The sequence below is a fragment of the Bacillus sp. PK3_68 genome (assembly GCF_003600835.1).
GTDB lineage: Bacteria > Bacillota > Bacilli > Bacillales > Domibacillaceae > Pseudobacillus.
The window spans coordinates 1,493,983-1,510,788 of the sequence record NZ_NQYC01000001.1 but is presented as its reverse complement, the minus strand read 5'-3'; the positions used below and the strand labels follow the sequence as shown (position 1 = coordinate 1,510,788).

Sequence of the window (16,806 nt, the reverse complement as noted above, 5' to 3'; positions counted from 1 at the left end):
GAAAGGACGGCGAACGCTATGAAGGATTATTTAAGAATTGACCACGTTAAAAAAACGTTTGGAGAGCTTACTACGTTAAATAATCTCTCTTTTAATGTGTCTCAAGGAGAGTTCCTTTGTTTATTGGGGCCTAGTGGCTGCGGCAAGACAACATTGCTTCGTATTATTGCCGGATTGGAAAAACCATCCTCTGGGAGAGTCTTTATTAAAGGAAAAGATATGACTGCTGTTCCGCCGGCAAAAAGGAATGTCGGGGTGGTTTTCCAATCGTATGCCCTCTTTCCGAATTTGACTGCTTTAAAAAATGTTGAATTTGGTTTGAAAGCTAAAAAGATTCCGAGGCCTGAAGTGAGAGAGAAGGCGCTTGAAGCTTTGGAGATGGTAGGGTTGCTAGATAGCAAAGATCGCTATCCTGCACAGTTATCAGGAGGACAGCAACAACGGGTAGCACTTGCCCGCGCACTCGCCCTGTCACCGGACTTTCTTTTGCTTGATGAGCCGTTATCTGCCCTCGATGCGAAGGTGCGGGAAAAACTCAGGTTTGAAATTCGTTCCCTGCAAGAAAAGCTTGGTATTACGACGATTATGGTAACTCATGATCAGGAGGAAGCTTTAACCATGGCAGATAAGATAATCGTCATGAATAGTGCAGAGATTATGCAGATAGGGACCCCTCAAGAAATTTATCAAATGCCAGCTAATCCATTTGTAGCTGATTTTATTGGAGCGATGAACTTTATCCATGCTCATCAGGATACAGAGAATGGACAGATGCTTGCCATCCGCCCAGAAGAGATCATGTTAACCGATGAAGCAGGTATCTGTGCCATTGTAGAAAAACTTGAGTTTAGAGGCCCGATATACAGAGGATTAGTCAGACTTGAGGACGTCGATTCACCATTACATAAGAGGCTGTTGCTGATTGATATAGCTACAAATATCGTTCAGCAGCGAAAAATCAAAAAAGGCAGCCTGCTCACCTTGTCTTTAGGTGAAAAGCAGATGCTGTCATATCGGGAGAAAGTGGGCGTTTAAATGGAGTGGTTAGAAAAAAGTGGAACAGCCGCTGCGCTTAAGAGAATAAAACGAGAAAGCGGGAAAAATGACTGGCTGCAGCGATTGCTCCTTCTCGGATTAATCGGCACTTTTATGCTTCTTCTTGTTCTTCCGCTCTGCCAGTTATTTATTCATGCATTTTATCGGAAAGATGGCTCATTTGCCGGCTTAGAAAATTTCATTCAGTATTTTTCCTCACCGGCACTTGTTCAGTCATTAAAGCATACGGTTTTTATATCTGGCGCTACCACTTTCATCTCAGTTTCCCTGGCGTTTGTTTACGCCTATGCACTCGTTCGGTCAGCAATTCCGGGAAAGGGATTCTTTAAGTCTGCAGCACTTCTTCCGTTGTTTGCCCCAACCATGATGCACGGAATCGCCCTTGTCTATTTGTTTGGCAATCAAGGGCTGCTCACCAATGGATTTTTGGGGATTTTTCCGGGAGTATCACTGGAGTTATATGGCCCGATAGGTATTATCATAGCGGAAGTTATCTATACTTTCCCGCAGGCACTGTTAATTTTATTGGTCGCCTTTCAAGGAACAGATTATCAGATGTATGAAGCGGCTGATATTCTCCAGGCAGGAAAGCTTAAAAAGTTTTGGATAATCACGATGCCAGGGGTGAAATATGGATTGATCAGTGCGTCATTTGTTGTTTTCACTTTAAGTTTTACAGATTTTGGCGCACCCAAAATCGTCGGAGGACAATATAATGTGTTGGCAACAGACGTATACAAGCAAGTGATCGGGCAGCAAAACATAGCCATGGGGGCTGCTGTTGGCATGATTCTTATGCTTCCTGCTATTTTTGCTTTTGTTATCGATAGACTCACACAGCAAAAACATGCTTCATTCATTTCAGCTAAATCGAAGCCATTTCAAATCAAAAAAGGAAGATTACGAGATACATTGTTGTTCCTGTTTTGTTCAGCTATTACAGGAGCCATTTTGTTTATGATATTGGCCGTTTTAATTGCTGCTTTTACAAAAGTGTGGCCATATGATTTAAGCTTTACCCTTGAACACCTCGGGTTTTCCAGTTATACAGGCAACGGAATAGAAGCATTTACAAACAGCTTGATCGTAGCTGGAATTACAGCAATTATCGGAACTTGTTTGACCTTTTTATTCGCCTACGCAATAGAGAAGATCCGCGGGCTATCTCATTTGAGAAAAGTGGGCTATTTTCTATCAGTCATCCCATTGGCTGTGCCAGGCCTTGTAATTGGTCTTGGATATATATTTTTCTTCAGCCAGCCAGACATTCAGATTTTTTCATGGAAGTTGGCCAACCCTTTTCATTTCTTATATGGAACAGTAGCGATAGTCATTATGGCGAATATTATCCATTTCTATTCCGTTGCTTTTGTTACGGCGACGACAGCGTTAAAAAAGTTAGATAAAGAATATGAAGTTGTTTCAGAATCCATGGGGATTCCCATTTACAAAACCTTTTTCACTGTAACGGTTCCTATGTGCTTACCAGCTATTCTGGAAATGGCCATGTACTTCTTTGTCAATTCCATGGTTACCGTTTCTGCGGTCATGTTTTTGTACTCGCCGGACTTTAAGTTGGCGGCTATCTCAATTGTAAACATGGATGATGCTGGAAACTTGGCTGCGGCGGCTGCCATGAGTTCACTCATTTTATTAGCGAATATTATTGTGAAAATTTTGCATGAAGGAATAACAAAAACGATGCGCCTGTGGGTAACCCGTTGGCAGCAAAGGTAGGAGAGACAAGATGAAAACAAAAATTAAAGGAATCATTTTCGATTGGGCAGGAACAACAATAGACTACGGGTGCTTTGCACCTGTGCAAGTATTCATCCGCATTTTTAAGGAGAAAGGCATTGATATTACGATTGAAGAGGCTCGCAAGCCGATGGGGCTTTTGAAAATAGATCACATTCGCGTACTCACTGAAATGCCGCGTATCAAGGAGCTATGGCACACCATTCATGGACGCGATCCAGAAGAAAACGATATTAAAGAGATGTACGACCGATTTGAAGAAGAATTGTTTGCGATTCTTCCTGATTACGCTACACCAGTTCCCGGCTGTTTAGAACTCATGGAGAAACTCCGTCACCGGGGGATCAAGATCGGCTCGACGACCGGTTACACAGCAGAAATGATGAAAGTTGTTGCCTTCCAAGCAGAGAAACAAGGCTATGCTCCTGATTATCTCATTACATCCGATGGAGTGCCTGCAGGGCGCCCTTATCCATGGATGTGTTATCTAAATGCCATACACTTAGGGATTTATCCAATGAATTCTATGATTAAGGTAGGAGACACGATTTCAGACATACAAGAGGGAAAAAACGCTGGAATGTGGACAGTAGGGGTTATTTTAGGAGGCAGTGAACTCGGTCTTTCAGAAGAGGAAGTAAAATCGATGGAGATCAACGAGTTAGACAGAAGAATACAAGCAGTAAGGGAACGCTTTATTGAAGCGGGAGCCGATTTCACTATTTTAGAGCTGGATGACTTGGAAAAGGTAATTGATAAAATCGAATTCGAGCAATCTATAACTGTTTCATAAAGGAGAGATGTTCATATGGAAAACAAACATTATTTACTATTAACGCCTGGACCGCTTACTACTACTGAAACAGTGAAAGCCGTAATGATGAGGGACTGGTGTACATGGGATAAAGAGTATAATGATCTCGTTCAGGAAGTTCGTCAAAAGCTTGTAGCGTTGGCTGTAACAAATACGGATGACTATACAGCGGTTCTTATGCAGGGAAGCGGAACATTTACTGTAGAAGCCACGATAGGATCAGTTGTTCAATCATCCGGTAAACTATTAGTTTGTGTAAATGGAGCTTACGGAGACAGGATTGTCAAAATTGCGATGATTCTCGGTATCCCAACTGTTATATGCAGGACTGAGGAAAATAAACCGATAGAAATTGAACAACTGGAAAATGTCTTAGCTGCCAACAAAGACATTACTCATGTGGCAGCCGTTCACTGTGAAACGACTACGGGAATATTAAATCCCGTACGGGCCATTGCTGAAACAGCCAAAAAGTATGGCAAACGAACAATCATTGATGCGATGAGCAGTTTTGGCGGAGTTGAAATAGATATGGAAAGCTGGCAAATTGATTTTCTAATCAGCAGTGCCAACAAATGCATTCAAGGAGTGCCTGGGTTTGGTTTTGTTATTGCTAATCGTGCGGAACTCCAGAAATGCAAGGGACAGGCACGTTCCCTGTCGCTCGATCTGTATGATCAGTGGCAAACAATGGAACAGTTTAACGGAAAATGGAGATTCACTTCTCCCACCCATGTAGTAAGAGCGTTTTATCAAGCGTTGCTCGAGCTTGAAGAAGAGGGTGGTGTCGGGGCGAGACAAACACGCTATGAGCAGAATCAGAACTTATTAGTGCAACGGATGAAGGAAGCTGGCTTTCAGCCTTTTATTAAAGAAGAATACCATTCACCCATTATCACGTCATTTTGTTTTCCGAACGAAGAGTTTGACTTTACATCGTTTTATAACTATTTAAAAGAACAAGGGTTTGTGATTTATCCAGGAAAGGTTTCTCAAATAGATACTTTTCGAATTGGCAATATTGGTAATGTGCATGCCGCTGATATTTTGGCATTAACAAAAGCTGTTGAAAGAAGGGCGGTTTGTCTATGAAGGTATTCTGCTTAGGAGGAGCCGGGAAAATTTGCCGCGAAGCGATTTTAGATCTCGTTCAGTACTCTAAATTCGAAAAAATTACAGTAGCTGATTTCAATGAACAAGAAGGACAAGCGGTTGTAAAGTGGTTGAATGACCCAAGAATAGACTTTGTCCAAGTGGACGTGACCAACGTAGACGAAACTGTGGAAAAAATGAAGGGATACGATATCGTTTTAGATGGAACGACGATTAAGCTGAATGGTTTGTCTTCCGAATGTATTGCGAAAGCAGGATGTCATGGCGTTAACTTAAATGGATTTGGCGAAGAATCAAAGTGGAACAATCTATTTGTGAAAAATAGAAAAACACTTCTCCCGGGTTTCGGCATGACCCCAGGATTAACGCAAATGATGGCGATGCATGCGGCCAATCAATTAGATACCGTTGAAAGTGTACGGGTAAGCCATGGTTCTTTCCGGCCGATTGCTTTCTCAGCTTCCATTGCTGAAACAACTACTTACGAATACGACCCGAACTTGCCGACAAGAGTGGTATTTGAAAACGGAGAAATGAAGCAAGTGCCACCCTTTGCTCGGCCGCGAAAAGTCAAGCTGCCGGACCCTTATGGAGAAACGATTCAATATATTATTCCACATGCTGAAACGATCACCCTCGCTCAAGCACTGAAGGATAAAGGGGTTAAATTAATTGAAACCCGGGGAGCATGGCCTGAAAAGAACATGAGTCTAGTAAAATCGTTATTTGATTATGGAATGTTGAAGAATACACAGATTACTGTAAACGGTCAAGAGATTGGAATTATGGATTGTATATCCCAGTATTTATTGGCATCTGACGAAGGGCAGACAACAGAATTATATGGATATGCCCTTCATGTAGAGGTGGAGGGAACAAAGCAAGGAAAACAGATGCGGCATACATTGTATCATACACATCCTGCTTCGGATGGATCTGTGCCTGGTTGGGAGAGGTTAAGAGCTTATACTCGAAATGTAGCAATCCCTTTTGCTATCGCAGCTAGTTTAATTGCCGAAGGGCATGTAAAAAAGCAGGGATAATCACGCCAGAAGAAGCGTTTGCTAATCCGTCTATCATCTTTGAAGAGCTAAAAAAAGAGAGATTTTTATCCATGAAAAGGTAAGTGTTATAGAAAAAGAAGTTGCCCTGCCGCACATTTAACAAAAAGAGACTGGCATTGGAGGTGCAGCAGTGTCCGTTATAAGTGAAGAGAGAAAGCGGATCATCGTAGAAAAAGTGGAAGTGAAGGGAAAAGTGAAGGTAGCAGACTTAGCGAATGAGTTTGCTGTATCTACAGAAACGATCCGCCGCTATTTAGAAGAATTGGATAGAGAGCGGAAGCTGAAGAAGGTATACGGGGGAGCTGTTAAGTCGGCGAACTCCCCATTAGTGGAGCCTTCGATGATAGAGAGGAAAATTTGGAACATAGAACAGAAAAAAAGAATTGCTTACAAGGCTGCTGCCTTTATACGCGATGGAGATGTGCTGATGATTGACGAGGGAAGCACTACGTTGCAACTGATTCCTTATATGCTCCATTACAAAAACTTAACGGTAATTACAAATTCTTTTGCACTAGCTAATCAATTGATTTCAGCAATCAATAAAAAGTTTTTTGAGGGGGAAGTGATATTTATTGGGGGAAAGGTTAGTTCTCAGCACTATCGGGTAGCTGGCCCAATGTCCCAGCAAATTATGAACCAACTTCATTTTGAAAAGGCATTTATTTCAGTAGACGGCATATTGCCAAAGTTTGGACTCTCGTGCTATGAATTAGAGAACGCTACGTTGTCAGAGCAAATGATTAAGCAAGCGAGCCAGACATTCGTACTGGCCGATCACTCGAAGCTAGACAAAAAAGCTACTTATCAAATTACTAATTTAAACAAAGTGGATTATATTTTTTCTGATGCATCTTATCCGGATGGATGGGGAGAACAGCTGGCCAAAGACAAAGTGAGTTGGATAAAATGCTGAAAAATGAACGACTGCTCCAAATCGGCTGCTAAAAGTAGTTAGGAAATAGCCATTAGAAAAGAAGATGGAAGAAAAATAGTTAGTGATCAAAAAAAGGGAAAATGTATCGTAAATTCTATAGAAGAGATTATATGAAAGCTGCTTACAAGCCAGAAAGACCGAAGCATCCTTATGCTTCGGTCTTTCTTCTATTACTCGCCTTTATCTGTGCGGACAACAAGTACATCACAATTAGAAGAACGAGTAATGTGTTCGGAAACACTTCCAATGAGGAAGCGTTCCATGGCATTCAAGCCGGTTGCTCCACATACAATTAAGTCTGCTTTTACTTGCTTTGCTGCTTCTTTAGGAATGATAACTTTAGGAGAGCCGTATTCAACATAAGTGTTGACGGTTCCGACACCTGCCGATTCAGCTGCTGATTTGTACTCTTTTAGCAAATCACTGCCATAAGTAGTAGCCCGTTCGGCGATGGAGCGGTCATATGCTTCAATGGCTGCAAAGGAGCGTGTGTCGATTACATGTACAAGGTTGAGTACCGCATCATTGCGTTTAGCGATTTCGATTGATTTTCGAAATGCCCACTCCGCTTCCTTCGACCCGTCAACCGCCACAAGGATGCTTTCATACTTCATGCTCATTATACATTCCTCCTTTTCTTTTATTCTACATGAAAAGGAGGAAGATGACAGCTGAGATGTATCCAAAAATATGAAAACTCTTAAACAAATGTTAATTGTTTAGGGAAGGCGGTCAAAATTTCAACGCCGTCCGCTGTAACGTATACATCATCTTCAATGCGCACACCGGCCACATCCGGCACGTAAATCCCTGGCTCAATTGTGAATACCATGCCTTCTTGTAAAAGCAGCTCATTTGTTTCAGTGATGCTTGGGTATTCATGAACACTGATTCCAAGACCGTGTCCGAGCCGGTGTGGGAAAAAGTCGCCGTATCCTGCGTCTGCAATCACCTTTCTTGCAGTCAGGTCAATCTCTTTAGCAGTCATTCCAGGCTTTACAGCAGCCACAGCTGCCTGTTGAGCCTGTAACACCGTTTCATAAATTTCACGTTGTTTGTCTGAGATTTCTCCAAAAGCGACCGTACGCGTAATGTCAGAGCAATAGCCCTCATATACAACCCCGAGATCGAATAAAACGAGATCCCCTTTCTTCACTTTTGTGTTTCCAGGTGTCCCGTGTGGAGAAGCGCCATTCTTACCGGTCAATACCATCGTAGAAAAAGACATTTCAGCAATGCCTTGTTTTTTCATTTCGAATTCAACTTCAGCGAGAATTTCTAACTCCGATTTGCCTTCACGAATGGCTTCTGCTCCGGTTTTTACAGCTAAATCTGCATACTCTGCAGCTTTTCTTAAAGAGGCAAGTTCTTTTTGGTCTTTTATCAATCGAAGCTGCTGCATTTTCTCCTCGGCGGCAACGAACGCGGCACCCGGAAAACGGCTGGAAAGCTCCTCGTAGCGTTCAACATTTAAATGTTGTTTTTCAACGGCTATTCGATTGATGCGACCGGACCGTTTTTTTACACGGGTTTCGATCATTTCCCAGGGATTTTCGATATCTGTATGGCCGACAATTTCAAATGCCCAGCCGCTGTTTTTAGCATCGGATGCATCTAATTTTGGACAAATGAGAAAAGGCTCAGATTCAGGGAAGATGGCTACGCCAAGCAGACGTTCGTGCGGATCACTTCTGAAACCAGTTAAATAAAAGACATTCTCAGGAGCAGTGATAAAGGCCAAGGAAATGTCTTTTTCTTTCAGCCACTCCATTAATTTTGTTAGTCGATTGTTCATGTTGTTTCCTCCTTAGACAATGCATTTACCAGTTAAAAGCGTATCAATAAATGAAGAGTAAGTAAATAAGTAGACATGCAGGGGAATTTATTGTTTCATCGAATAGTAGGAGTGGAAATCATTTTAAGAAAGGGGTTTTACCTATGAAAGTATCCTATCATGGACATTCAATTGTAAAAGTAGAAACGAACGGCCAGACAATTTTAATCGATCCGTTTATCTCAGGGAATGACTTAACCGATCTGCAAGTGGAAAATGAACAGCCGGATGTCATCATTTTGACGCATGGTCATGGTGATCATGTGGGTGACACAGTAGAACTTGCGAAAAAAAATAATTCTCTCGTTATTGCTGTAAATGAGCTGGCTACTTATCTCAGTCACCAAGGAGTTAATACTCACCCTATGCATATCGGTGGAAGTCGTGAGTTTGAATTTGGCCGCGTAAAATTTACTCAGGCATTTCACGGTTCGGGAATTGAACAAGAAGACGGGACCTTCCTTTATATGGGCATGCCGGCGGGCGTTTTATTAATGATTGAAGGAAAAACAATCTACCATGCGGGAGATACGGGGATCTTTTCCGATATGAAATTAATTGGTGAATTGCACCCGATTGACCTGGCATTTCTTCCGATTGGTGATAATTTTACAATGGGACCAGATGATGCAGCGCTTGCGGCTAAATTTTTACAAGCAAAGCAAGTCGTTCCTATTCATTTCAATACTTTCCCGCCGATCAAACAGGACCCTCATGCATTTATTGAGAAGCTAGAAACGAAAAATGGACAAGTGTTAGAACCTGGACAAGCTATCGAATTGTAACAGAATTCAGGCTGCGAGAAGAACCTTGCAGCCTTTTCTGAATTGAATTGAATCGTTGTGCTTTTCAAAGTATAATAACTGTATTAGCGAGTCTGAAAGGGACAGGTGAAACAGTTGATTACAAAACACGAACAGATTCTACAATACATAGAGGGGCTACCGATAGGGGAGAAAATTTCTGTCCGGCAAATTGCTAAAGCGCTCTCAGTCAGTGAGGGAACAGCTTATAGAGCCATAAAAGATGCGGAAACTAAGGGGTTTGTCTCAGCAATCGAGCGAGTTGGCACCATCCGGATAGAGCAAAAGAAAAAAGAAAATATTGAAAAACTGACCTTCGCTGAAGTAGTGAATATTATTGATGGGCAAGTACTAGGAGGCCGGGCTGGCCTGCATAAAACGCTAAACCGTTTCGTGATCGGCGCCATGAAACTAGAGGCCATGATGAGATATACTGGGCCTGATAATTTATTGATTGTCGGCAACCGGACGAAAGCACATGAACTGGCCCTGCAAGCAGGAGCAGGCGTGTTGATCACGGGAGGATTTCAGGCGGATGACCATGTAACAAAACTTGCAGATGAATTAGAGTTGCCGGTCATCACCACAACATATGACACTTTTACAGTGGCGACCATGATCAATCGTGCCATTTATGATCAGTTGATCAAAAAGGAAATCGTGCTTGTCGGTGATATTTTTACGCCATTTGACCAGACAGTTTCACTCACTATCGGTGATAAAGTTAGCCATTGGATTGACAAAAATCGATTGACGCTCCACAGTCGCTTTCCTGTTCTTGATCGCCATTTAAAAGTACAAGGAATTGTGACAGCGAAAGATATCATGGGAGCAGAACAGGAGACACCTATTGAGAAAGTCATGACAAAGCAGCCGATCACCGTCACCATGAAAACGAGTGTAGCTGCTGCTGCTCATATGATGATCTGGGAAGGGATTGAGCTTTTGCCGGTCGTCGATGATCAGAGTCGTATCCAGGGAATTGTCAGTCGTCAAGATGTATTAAAAACATTACAAATGGCCCAGCGACAACCGCAAATGGGTGAAACGCTTGATGATACGATTACCAACCAGATTGATCTTTCGGGCGATAAGTCCGAAGAAACCTATACATTTGAAGTGACGCCCCAAATGACCAATCAGCTGGGAGCTATTTCTTATGGAGTATTTACAACGATTGTTACAGAAGCAGCAAGGCGCTCGCTGCGGGCTAAGAAAAAGGGCGACATTGTCGTAGAGAACATTACTATCTATTTCTCAAAGCCCGTACAAATGGAAAGCTTGTTGGAAATCCATCCAAATGTACTTGAAGTCGGCCGAAAATTTGGAAAAGTGGACGTGGAAGTATACAACGGAGGCATGCTCGTCGGAAAAGCCCTCATGATGTGCCAAATCCTAGATAGGCAATAAAGAAAAGCGAAGCCGACTGCTATGTCCCGTCAAGCACAAGACAAGTCGTTTGGAAGGTTGCTCTATAACCTTCCGGACGGATGGGATTGTGACCTCGAGGGACAAGGAGGCGGAGCTAGCCAAAGAAAAGCGAAGCCGACTGCTATGTCCCGTCAAGCACAAGACAAGCCGTTTGGAAGGTTGCTCTATAACCTTCCAGGCGGATGGGGTGTGACAAATAAATAAAGAGGATGTCCCAAAGATTTTTTTAGGTCATCCTCCTTTTAGGTCATTATTGATTTTTTAATTCTTCAGCTTCTCTTTGGGCGTAAGGAAGAACATGACGGTAAGCTTTATACCCTGCCCATAAGCTAGAAAAACCGATAAGTAAAAACAGAGCAGCAATCACATAAGATATAGTCGTCTGCTGGATAAATAATGTATTCAAACCAAAGAAGCCGACAAATAGGCCAAGCGCCATGCTGGATTTAGCAGATAGCCATTTTTTCTCCATGGGACGTCTGCTTCTAACGTATTGGACCTTATAAAAAATGTAAAAAGCGAACGATAAAACAATAATAAATGCTAAAACGGGCATAAGTTTTCCTCCATTTATTTGTTCAGACATCTTCATTTTAACGAGAACAAGAAGGAAATTCTACTAAAAAAACGGAATGTCACAAAGGAGACAGGAATGAAAAGTCAAATTATCCAAAAAATTAAAGAATATGATACGATTATTATTCATCGTCATGTACGTCCCGATCCAGATGCCTACGGATCGCAGGGGGGCTGGCAGAAATGATCCTCGCTTCTTTTCCCCATAAGAAGGTATACACGGTTGGAAAGGAAGAGCCGACACTTGCTTATTTGCGCAAGCTCGATGTCATCGCGGATGAAGTATATGAGGGAGCGCTCGTGATTGTATGTGATACAGCCAATCAGGAGAGAATTTGTGACCGCCGTTATCGTCTTGGAAAAGAGTGGATCAAAATTGACCATCATCCAAACGAGGACCCGTATGGCGATCTTCTGTGGGTAGATACCTCTGCCAGCTCGGTGAGTGAAATGATTTATGATTTATATAAAAGCGGCAAAGAGGAAGGACTAAGCTTGAATGATGAGGCAGCCCGGCTATTGTTTGCTGGCATTGTCGGTGACACCGGACGCTTTCTGTACCCTAGTACAACGAGACGTACCATGGTGTTTGCAGGAGAGCTTCTTCAGTTTGATTTTGATCGTGACGAGCTGTTTAACCGGATGTATGAGACGGATGAGAAAGTATTGAAATTGCAAGGGTATATCCTGCAAACATTCAATCTATCAGCAAGTGGAGCGGCTTCTGTCGTTTTAAGAAAGGAGCTTCTTGAGGAGTTTCAAGTAGCCCCTTCAGAAGCCTCCTTGCTTGTCAGCACACTCGGCAATGTAAAAGGGATCAAGGCTTGGGTTTTTTTCATCGAAGAAGAAGATCAAATCCGTGTCCGTCTTCGCTCTAAAAAGCCTGTAATTAATGAGATTGCGAAAAGGTATAAAGGAGGCGGCCATCCACTCGCTGCCGGGGCTTCCGTTTATTCCTGGGAAGAGGCAGAAAACGTAGCGGCTGATCTTGAGAAGCTTTGCCGGGAGGCTTAACCGCCTTCTAAATCCATCTCGAGCTGAATATGGATAGTGGTATAAAAATACCACTCTTTTACATGAAGGGAATAACTTCGTTTATTGATTTTTAGTGTTTTGTTTTCAATTGTCTGTCGAATCAGTTCTTTATGAGAATAAACTGTTTCGAGGTCCTTCGCATATAAAACAGATAGATCTTTTTTTAGTTGTTCCTTTGCATTGAAAATGCTTTGGGAGTCATCAATGCCATACTTTTTATAATTGAGAATATCAATTTCAATTTCCTGCACAATCAGCTTGTGCAGGTTTTTTTTATTAAGCTCTTTATACTCCTCCTGCCAAACTTCTAGCTGGACCTTTAATTCATCAATTGTTTTCTTTTGCTTTTCCAGTAAAGCAGCTTGCCTTTCCTGGGAAGCTCCAAACATATAAAGAAAGAGCACCCAGCTAAGGCAGAAGCCGATCGCTGCCCCGGCCAGCAGCCGCTGCAAGCTCTTTTGCTTATGCAAAGTTGGCACTCTCATGGCGAAATATGCTCCCCAGTCAGCCATACGATAATAGCCGTTCCGGTAGCTGTTCCGCCCATTGCCGACAAAATGAGCAAGAATTGTTTAAATAAATCTTTTGTTTCACCATTTAAAAAGCCTCGTTCAAAGCTATAAACGGTATCAAAGGTTCCTCCGATGGCAGCGATAATTGCCCAAATTCGCAAGCCTTCACTAATTTGTGAAATGCCCGTAAAAAGCGGTCTTCCGGTTGCAAACGATGCCAGTCCCCCGATTAGCGAGCCGCCGAGTAAAACGCCAAATGCGATAAAGTAACATTTAAATAATTCATCAAAAAAGGTTTCTGCCATACGCCCTCCATAATAGCTTGTCTTTCTATGTATATATGTAAAGAAAGAGTCTCCTATGAAAGCAGAACATATTTTCTTTTTTATGGCGGCCGTCTTATAATGAAGAAAGAGGCTAGGGACGAAAAGTGTCAAGGAAGGATGAGAAGGATGTTCACACATCTGCAAGTTCAAACAGGCTACAGCCTATTGTCTAGCTCCATAGCTATTGACAAGTTGACTGTCAAGGCAAAAGAGCTGGGCTATGACGCACTCGCCATCACAGACCGCAATGTTATGTACGGGGCGGTTCCTTTTTACAAATCATGCAGGCGGGCTGGAATCAAGCCGATTATCGGCTTAATTGCCGATGTTGAAAGCAGCCTGGAGGAGGGACGTTCTTATCCGCTTGTACTGCTGGCGAAAAACAATATAGGTTACCATCATCTATTGAAGATTTCCAGTGCCATTCAAACAAGAGCTAAAGAAGGCATTCCATTAAAGTGGCTCAAAGGTTATTCAGCTGGTTTATTTGCCTTTACTCCAGGGGTAGAAGGAGAGGTGGAGCAATGGCTCTTAATCGATCCTGCACAAGCGAAGAAGGCAGCTAAATTGTTAGAGCAGCATTTTGATCCAGGCCATTTTTTCTTATCGGTTGCACGTCACGGAAGAAAGAATGAGGAAACAATTATCCAAGAAATGAGAGAATTAAGTCATTCCCTTTCAATTCCGCTACTTGTGTCTAATCGAGTTACTTATTTAAATGAAGAAGAAGCATTTGCCGTTCAATGCTTAGAAGCGATCAGGGATGGAGTGAAGCTGGCAGATAAACAGATAGATGATAATAATCAAGCGTACCTTTCTTCCAAAGAGAAGATGGCTCAGTTATTCGCAGACTTGCCGGATGCTCTGGCACAAACGGTAAAAATCGCAAATGAGTGCAAAGTGGATATTCCACTCGGACGACGTCTGCTTCCTAAGTATCCGCTGCCGGAGGGCCAATCTGCTTCTCAATATTTAGAACAGCTTTGCCATAAAGGGCTGGAGGAAATAGGAGCTTCCGGGAAGCCATCTTATGCAGAGCGGCTTTCTTATGAACTTGAAACAATTAAAAAGATGGGATTTTGTGATTATTTTCTTATTGTCTGGGACTTTATGAAATTCGCAAAAGACAATCATATTTTGACAGGGCCGGGAAGAGGATCGGCCGCTGGCTCGCTCGTAGCTTATGTGCTCGGCATTACAACAGTCGATCCGCTTGAACATGGGTTGTTATTTGAGAGGTTCCTTAATCCAGAGCGCGTAACCATGCCGGATATCGACCTTGATTTTCCCGATCACCGACGGGATGAGGTCATTCGTTACGTTGCTGATAAATATGGGACGCTTCATGCGGCACAAATTATTACGTTTGGCACATTGTCGGCAAAGGCAGTTATCCGCGATATAGCCCGAGTGTTCGGTTTGTCCTCAAAGGAACTTGAACAGCTTTCCAAAATCATCCCATCACGGCCAGGGGTGACACTTAAGCAGCAGTATGCGGACTCTGACCGTTTTCGTGAGTGGGTGCACCAAACGGGAGAGCACGAAAAAATCTATCAGACGGCTTTGACACTTGAGGGGCTACCGCGCCATACATCCACACACGCCGCCGGAATGGTTATCACGGAAGAGCCTTTAACGGAACTCGTTGCTGTGCAAGAGGGACATGATCATGTGCTTCTGACCCAATTTCCAATGGATGCCCTCGAAGAACTTGGTTTGTTAAAAATTGATTTACTCGGTCTGCGCAATTTGACCATTCTGGAAAGAATGATTGATTCCATTTATTATGTTGAAGGAAAAAGGCTAGATTTGCAGAATATACCTTTACAGAATAAAGAAACGTTTCAATTGCTCGGAGAAGGAAAGACAACAGGGATTTTTCAATTGGAATCAGCGGGAATGCGAAACGTACTGATGAAGTTGCAGCCGAACCGTTTTGAGGATATTGTGGCAGTTAATGCGCTTTACCGGCCAGGTCCGATGGAAAGTATCCCTCGTTATATAGAGCGCAAGCATGGACGACAGCCGGTCCATTATCCCCACCCTGACTTAAAGGACATTTTAGAGCCGACGTATGGTGTACTTATTTATCAAGAGCAAATCATGCAGATTGCCTCAAAATTCGCTGGTTTTTCTCTAGGGGAAGCGGACTTATTGAGAAGGGCAGTCAGCAAAAAGAAAAAGGACGTGCTTGACAGCGAAAGCCATCATTTTATAGAAGGAGCAGTGAAGAGGGGCTACAGCAAAGAAGCAGCAGAAGCAATCTACCATCTAATCGTTCAGTTTGCGAATTATGGATTCAACCGAAGCCATGCGGTAGCCTATAGCTTTATTTCCTACGGAATGGCGTATATAAAAGCTCACTATCCAACCATCTTTATGGCTGCGTTGTTAAGCTCCGCTGTCGGCAATGAAGAGAAAGTGAGACAATATGTAGCAGAAGCGAAGGAGATGGGAATTTCTTTACTGCCGCCGTCTATTAATCACAGTTTTTATCCTTTTAAAGCTGAAGGAAACAGCATCCGCTTTAGCCTTGCAGCTATCAAAGGCATTGGGGCAAGTGTACTGAAAACAATTATAAATGCCCGGGAAAAAGGACCCTTTACGGACTTGTTTGATTTTTGTCTGCGTGTGCCTATTCATGCAGTGAATCGTAAGGCGCTAGAAGCCCTCTTATTTGCAGGTGCATTTGATGAGTTTAATGAAGATCGAGCTGTCCTTCTGGCCACACTTGACGTGGCGATTGAACATGCTCAGTTGATTCAGCCAATGGATAGTCCAAGCGTGGAGGACTTATTTATAGGAGATGATTTCTTCCCAAAACCAAAATATGCACAGGCAGAGCCAATGAGCATGGAAGATAAACTTCAATTTGAAAAGGAAGTCATCGGCTTCTACTTGTCTGCTCATCCAATAGAACAGTATAAGCAGCTTTTTGAGCAAGAGGGAGCTCTTCCAATTGTTCGATTGTCTGCTGGCAGCCGCAGTGTGTCTGTCGGTGTTTTTGTAAACGAAGTAAAAGTCATCCGCACGAAAAAGGGAGAAAATATGGCATTTGTTCATTGCTCAGATAACAGCGGTGAAATAGAAGGTGTCTTATTCCCAACTTCATATAGAAGGTATTCCACTCTTCTAGAAAAAGGTGCTATTCTTTATCTATCAGGAAATGCGGAAGAACGAAACGGCCGTAAACAATTGATAGTGAATCAGGTGTACAGCTTGGAAGAGGTGGAAGAGCGGCAGGTAGAAAGAGAAAAAACGCTGTACATAAAAATACCAGAGGTACCGGATGAACATTTAATTCTTGAGGATATTCACCGGCTGATCAGCTTTTCCAAAGGAAATGTGCCTGTTGTTCTTCATTATGAAAAGAACCGGCAAACGGTTAAGCTTCATGGAAGAAGCGCCGTTAAGCCGGCAGAATCGCTGCTGGAGGAATTAAGAAAGCTCGTCGGCAGCGAGAATGTAGTACTTAAATAATTCTTTACTTTACAACTGATCGCTGATAGTTTATTGTGTGTAATAGACAAAAACGTGGTCTGACCAC

The 16,806-nt window shown here is 42.7% G+C and carries 14 protein-coding genes and 2 pseudogenes; 11 read left to right on the top strand and 5 right to left on the bottom strand.

Features of this window, described 5'->3' with window-relative positions:
• Positions 1-18: 18 nt before the first annotated feature.
• The 6 genes and pseudogenes from CJ483_RS07845 to CJ483_RS07820 all read left to right on the top strand — a co-directional run bounded on the left by CJ483_RS07845 (position 19) and on the right by CJ483_RS07820 (position 6,721).
• Complete coding sequence (locus CJ483_RS07845; protein WP_120037856.1) at positions 19-1,035, top strand: ABC transporter ATP-binding protein; 1,017 nt, start codon at positions 19-21, stop codon at positions 1,033-1,035.
• A complete protein-coding gene (locus tag CJ483_RS07840) occupies positions 1,036-2,793 on the top strand; it encodes a putative 2-aminoethylphosphonate ABC transporter permease subunit (RefSeq protein WP_120033775.1) in 1,758 nt (585 codons plus the stop codon).
• A 10-nt stretch (positions 2,794-2,803) separates the two neighbouring features.
• On the top strand, positions 2,804-3,607 hold the full coding sequence (gene phnX, locus CJ483_RS07835; protein WP_120033773.1) for a phosphonoacetaldehyde hydrolase: 804 nt from the start codon (positions 2,804-2,806) through the stop codon (positions 3,605-3,607).
• 15 nt (positions 3,608-3,622) lie between these two features.
• On the top strand, positions 3,623-4,720 hold the full coding sequence (phnW, locus tag CJ483_RS07830) for a 2-aminoethylphosphonate--pyruvate transaminase (protein ID WP_120033771.1): 1,098 nt from the start codon (positions 3,623-3,625) through the stop codon (positions 4,718-4,720).
• Positions 4,717-5,905, top strand: a pseudogene (locus CJ483_RS07825) (saccharopine dehydrogenase family protein). Before phnW ends, CJ483_RS07825 begins: the two are co-directional and overlap by 4 nt.
• A gap of 30 nt (positions 5,906-5,935) precedes the next feature.
• Positions 5,936-6,721: a DeoR/GlpR family DNA-binding transcription regulator gene (locus CJ483_RS07820; RefSeq protein WP_120033769.1), complete on the top strand. Its 786-nt coding sequence runs from the start codon at positions 5,936-5,938 to the stop codon at positions 6,719-6,721.
• 191 nt (positions 6,722-6,912) lie between these two features.
• On the opposite strand, the gene CJ483_RS07815 is transcribed toward CJ483_RS07820, so the two are convergent.
• Both CJ483_RS07815 and CJ483_RS07810 read right to left on the bottom strand, forming a co-directional pair.
• Positions 6,913-7,362 (bottom strand): universal stress protein, encoded by a 450-nt coding sequence (locus tag CJ483_RS07815; RefSeq protein ID WP_120033767.1) that lies wholly within the window; start codon positions 7,360-7,362, stop codon positions 6,913-6,915.
• Positions 7,363-7,442: 80 nt separating this feature from the next.
• A complete protein-coding gene (locus CJ483_RS07810; protein ID WP_120033765.1) occupies positions 7,443-8,537 on the bottom strand; it encodes a M24 family metallopeptidase in 1,095 nt (364 codons plus the stop codon).
• A 143-nt stretch (positions 8,538-8,680) separates the two neighbouring features.
• Between CJ483_RS07810 and CJ483_RS07805 the strand changes: the two genes are divergently transcribed.
• The 3 genes from CJ483_RS07805 to CJ483_RS07795 all read left to right on the top strand — a co-directional run bounded on the left by CJ483_RS07805 (position 8,681) and on the right by CJ483_RS07795 (position 11,014).
• On the top strand, positions 8,681-9,361 hold the full coding sequence (locus CJ483_RS07805; protein WP_120033763.1) for a metal-dependent hydrolase: 681 nt from the start codon (positions 8,681-8,683) through the stop codon (positions 9,359-9,361).
• Positions 9,362-9,475: 114 nt separating this feature from the next.
• Complete coding sequence (locus CJ483_RS07800; RefSeq protein WP_120033761.1) at positions 9,476-10,789, top strand: DRTGG domain-containing protein; 1,314 nt, start codon at positions 9,476-9,478, stop codon at positions 10,787-10,789.
• A gap of 21 nt (positions 10,790-10,810) precedes the next feature.
• Positions 10,811-11,014 carry a hypothetical protein gene (locus CJ483_RS07795; RefSeq protein ID WP_120033759.1) on the top strand — a complete coding sequence of 68 codons (204 nt, stop codon included), beginning with the start codon at positions 10,811-10,813 and terminating at the stop codon, positions 11,012-11,014.
• A 46-nt stretch (positions 11,015-11,060) separates the two neighbouring features.
• Here CJ483_RS07795 and CJ483_RS07790 read toward each other — a convergent pair whose 3' ends face one another.
• Positions 11,061-11,366 carry a YtpI family protein gene (locus CJ483_RS07790; protein WP_120033757.1) on the bottom strand — a complete coding sequence of 102 codons (306 nt, stop codon included), beginning with the start codon at positions 11,364-11,366 and terminating at the stop codon, positions 11,061-11,063.
• Positions 11,367-11,462: 96 nt separating this feature from the next.
• On the opposite strand from CJ483_RS07790, the pseudogene CJ483_RS07785 reads away from it, so the two are divergent.
• Positions 11,463-12,400: pseudogene (locus CJ483_RS07785) on the top strand (DHH family phosphoesterase).
• Here the strand turns inward: CJ483_RS07785 and ytrI are convergent.
• The gene (gene ytrI / locus CJ483_RS07780) at positions 12,397-12,906 is read right to left on the bottom strand and encodes a sporulation membrane protein YtrI (RefSeq protein ID WP_120033755.1); all 510 of its coding nucleotides are present in this window, start codon (positions 12,904-12,906) and stop codon (positions 12,397-12,399) included. The pseudogene CJ483_RS07785 and the gene ytrI sit on opposite strands and share 4 nt — an antisense overlap.
• Complete coding sequence (gene ytrH / locus CJ483_RS07775) at positions 12,903-13,238, bottom strand: sporulation membrane protein YtrH (protein WP_120033753.1); 336 nt, start codon at positions 13,236-13,238, stop codon at positions 12,903-12,905. Before ytrH ends, ytrI begins: the two co-directional genes overlap by 4 nt.
• 147 nt (positions 13,239-13,385) lie before the next feature.
• Between ytrH and dnaE the strand changes: the two genes are divergently transcribed.
• The gene (gene dnaE / locus CJ483_RS07770; protein WP_259455590.1) at positions 13,386-16,739 is read left to right on the top strand and encodes a DNA polymerase III subunit alpha; all 3,354 of its coding nucleotides are present in this window, start codon (positions 13,386-13,388) and stop codon (positions 16,737-16,739) included.
• The last annotated feature ends 67 nt before the right edge of the window (positions 16,740-16,806 follow it).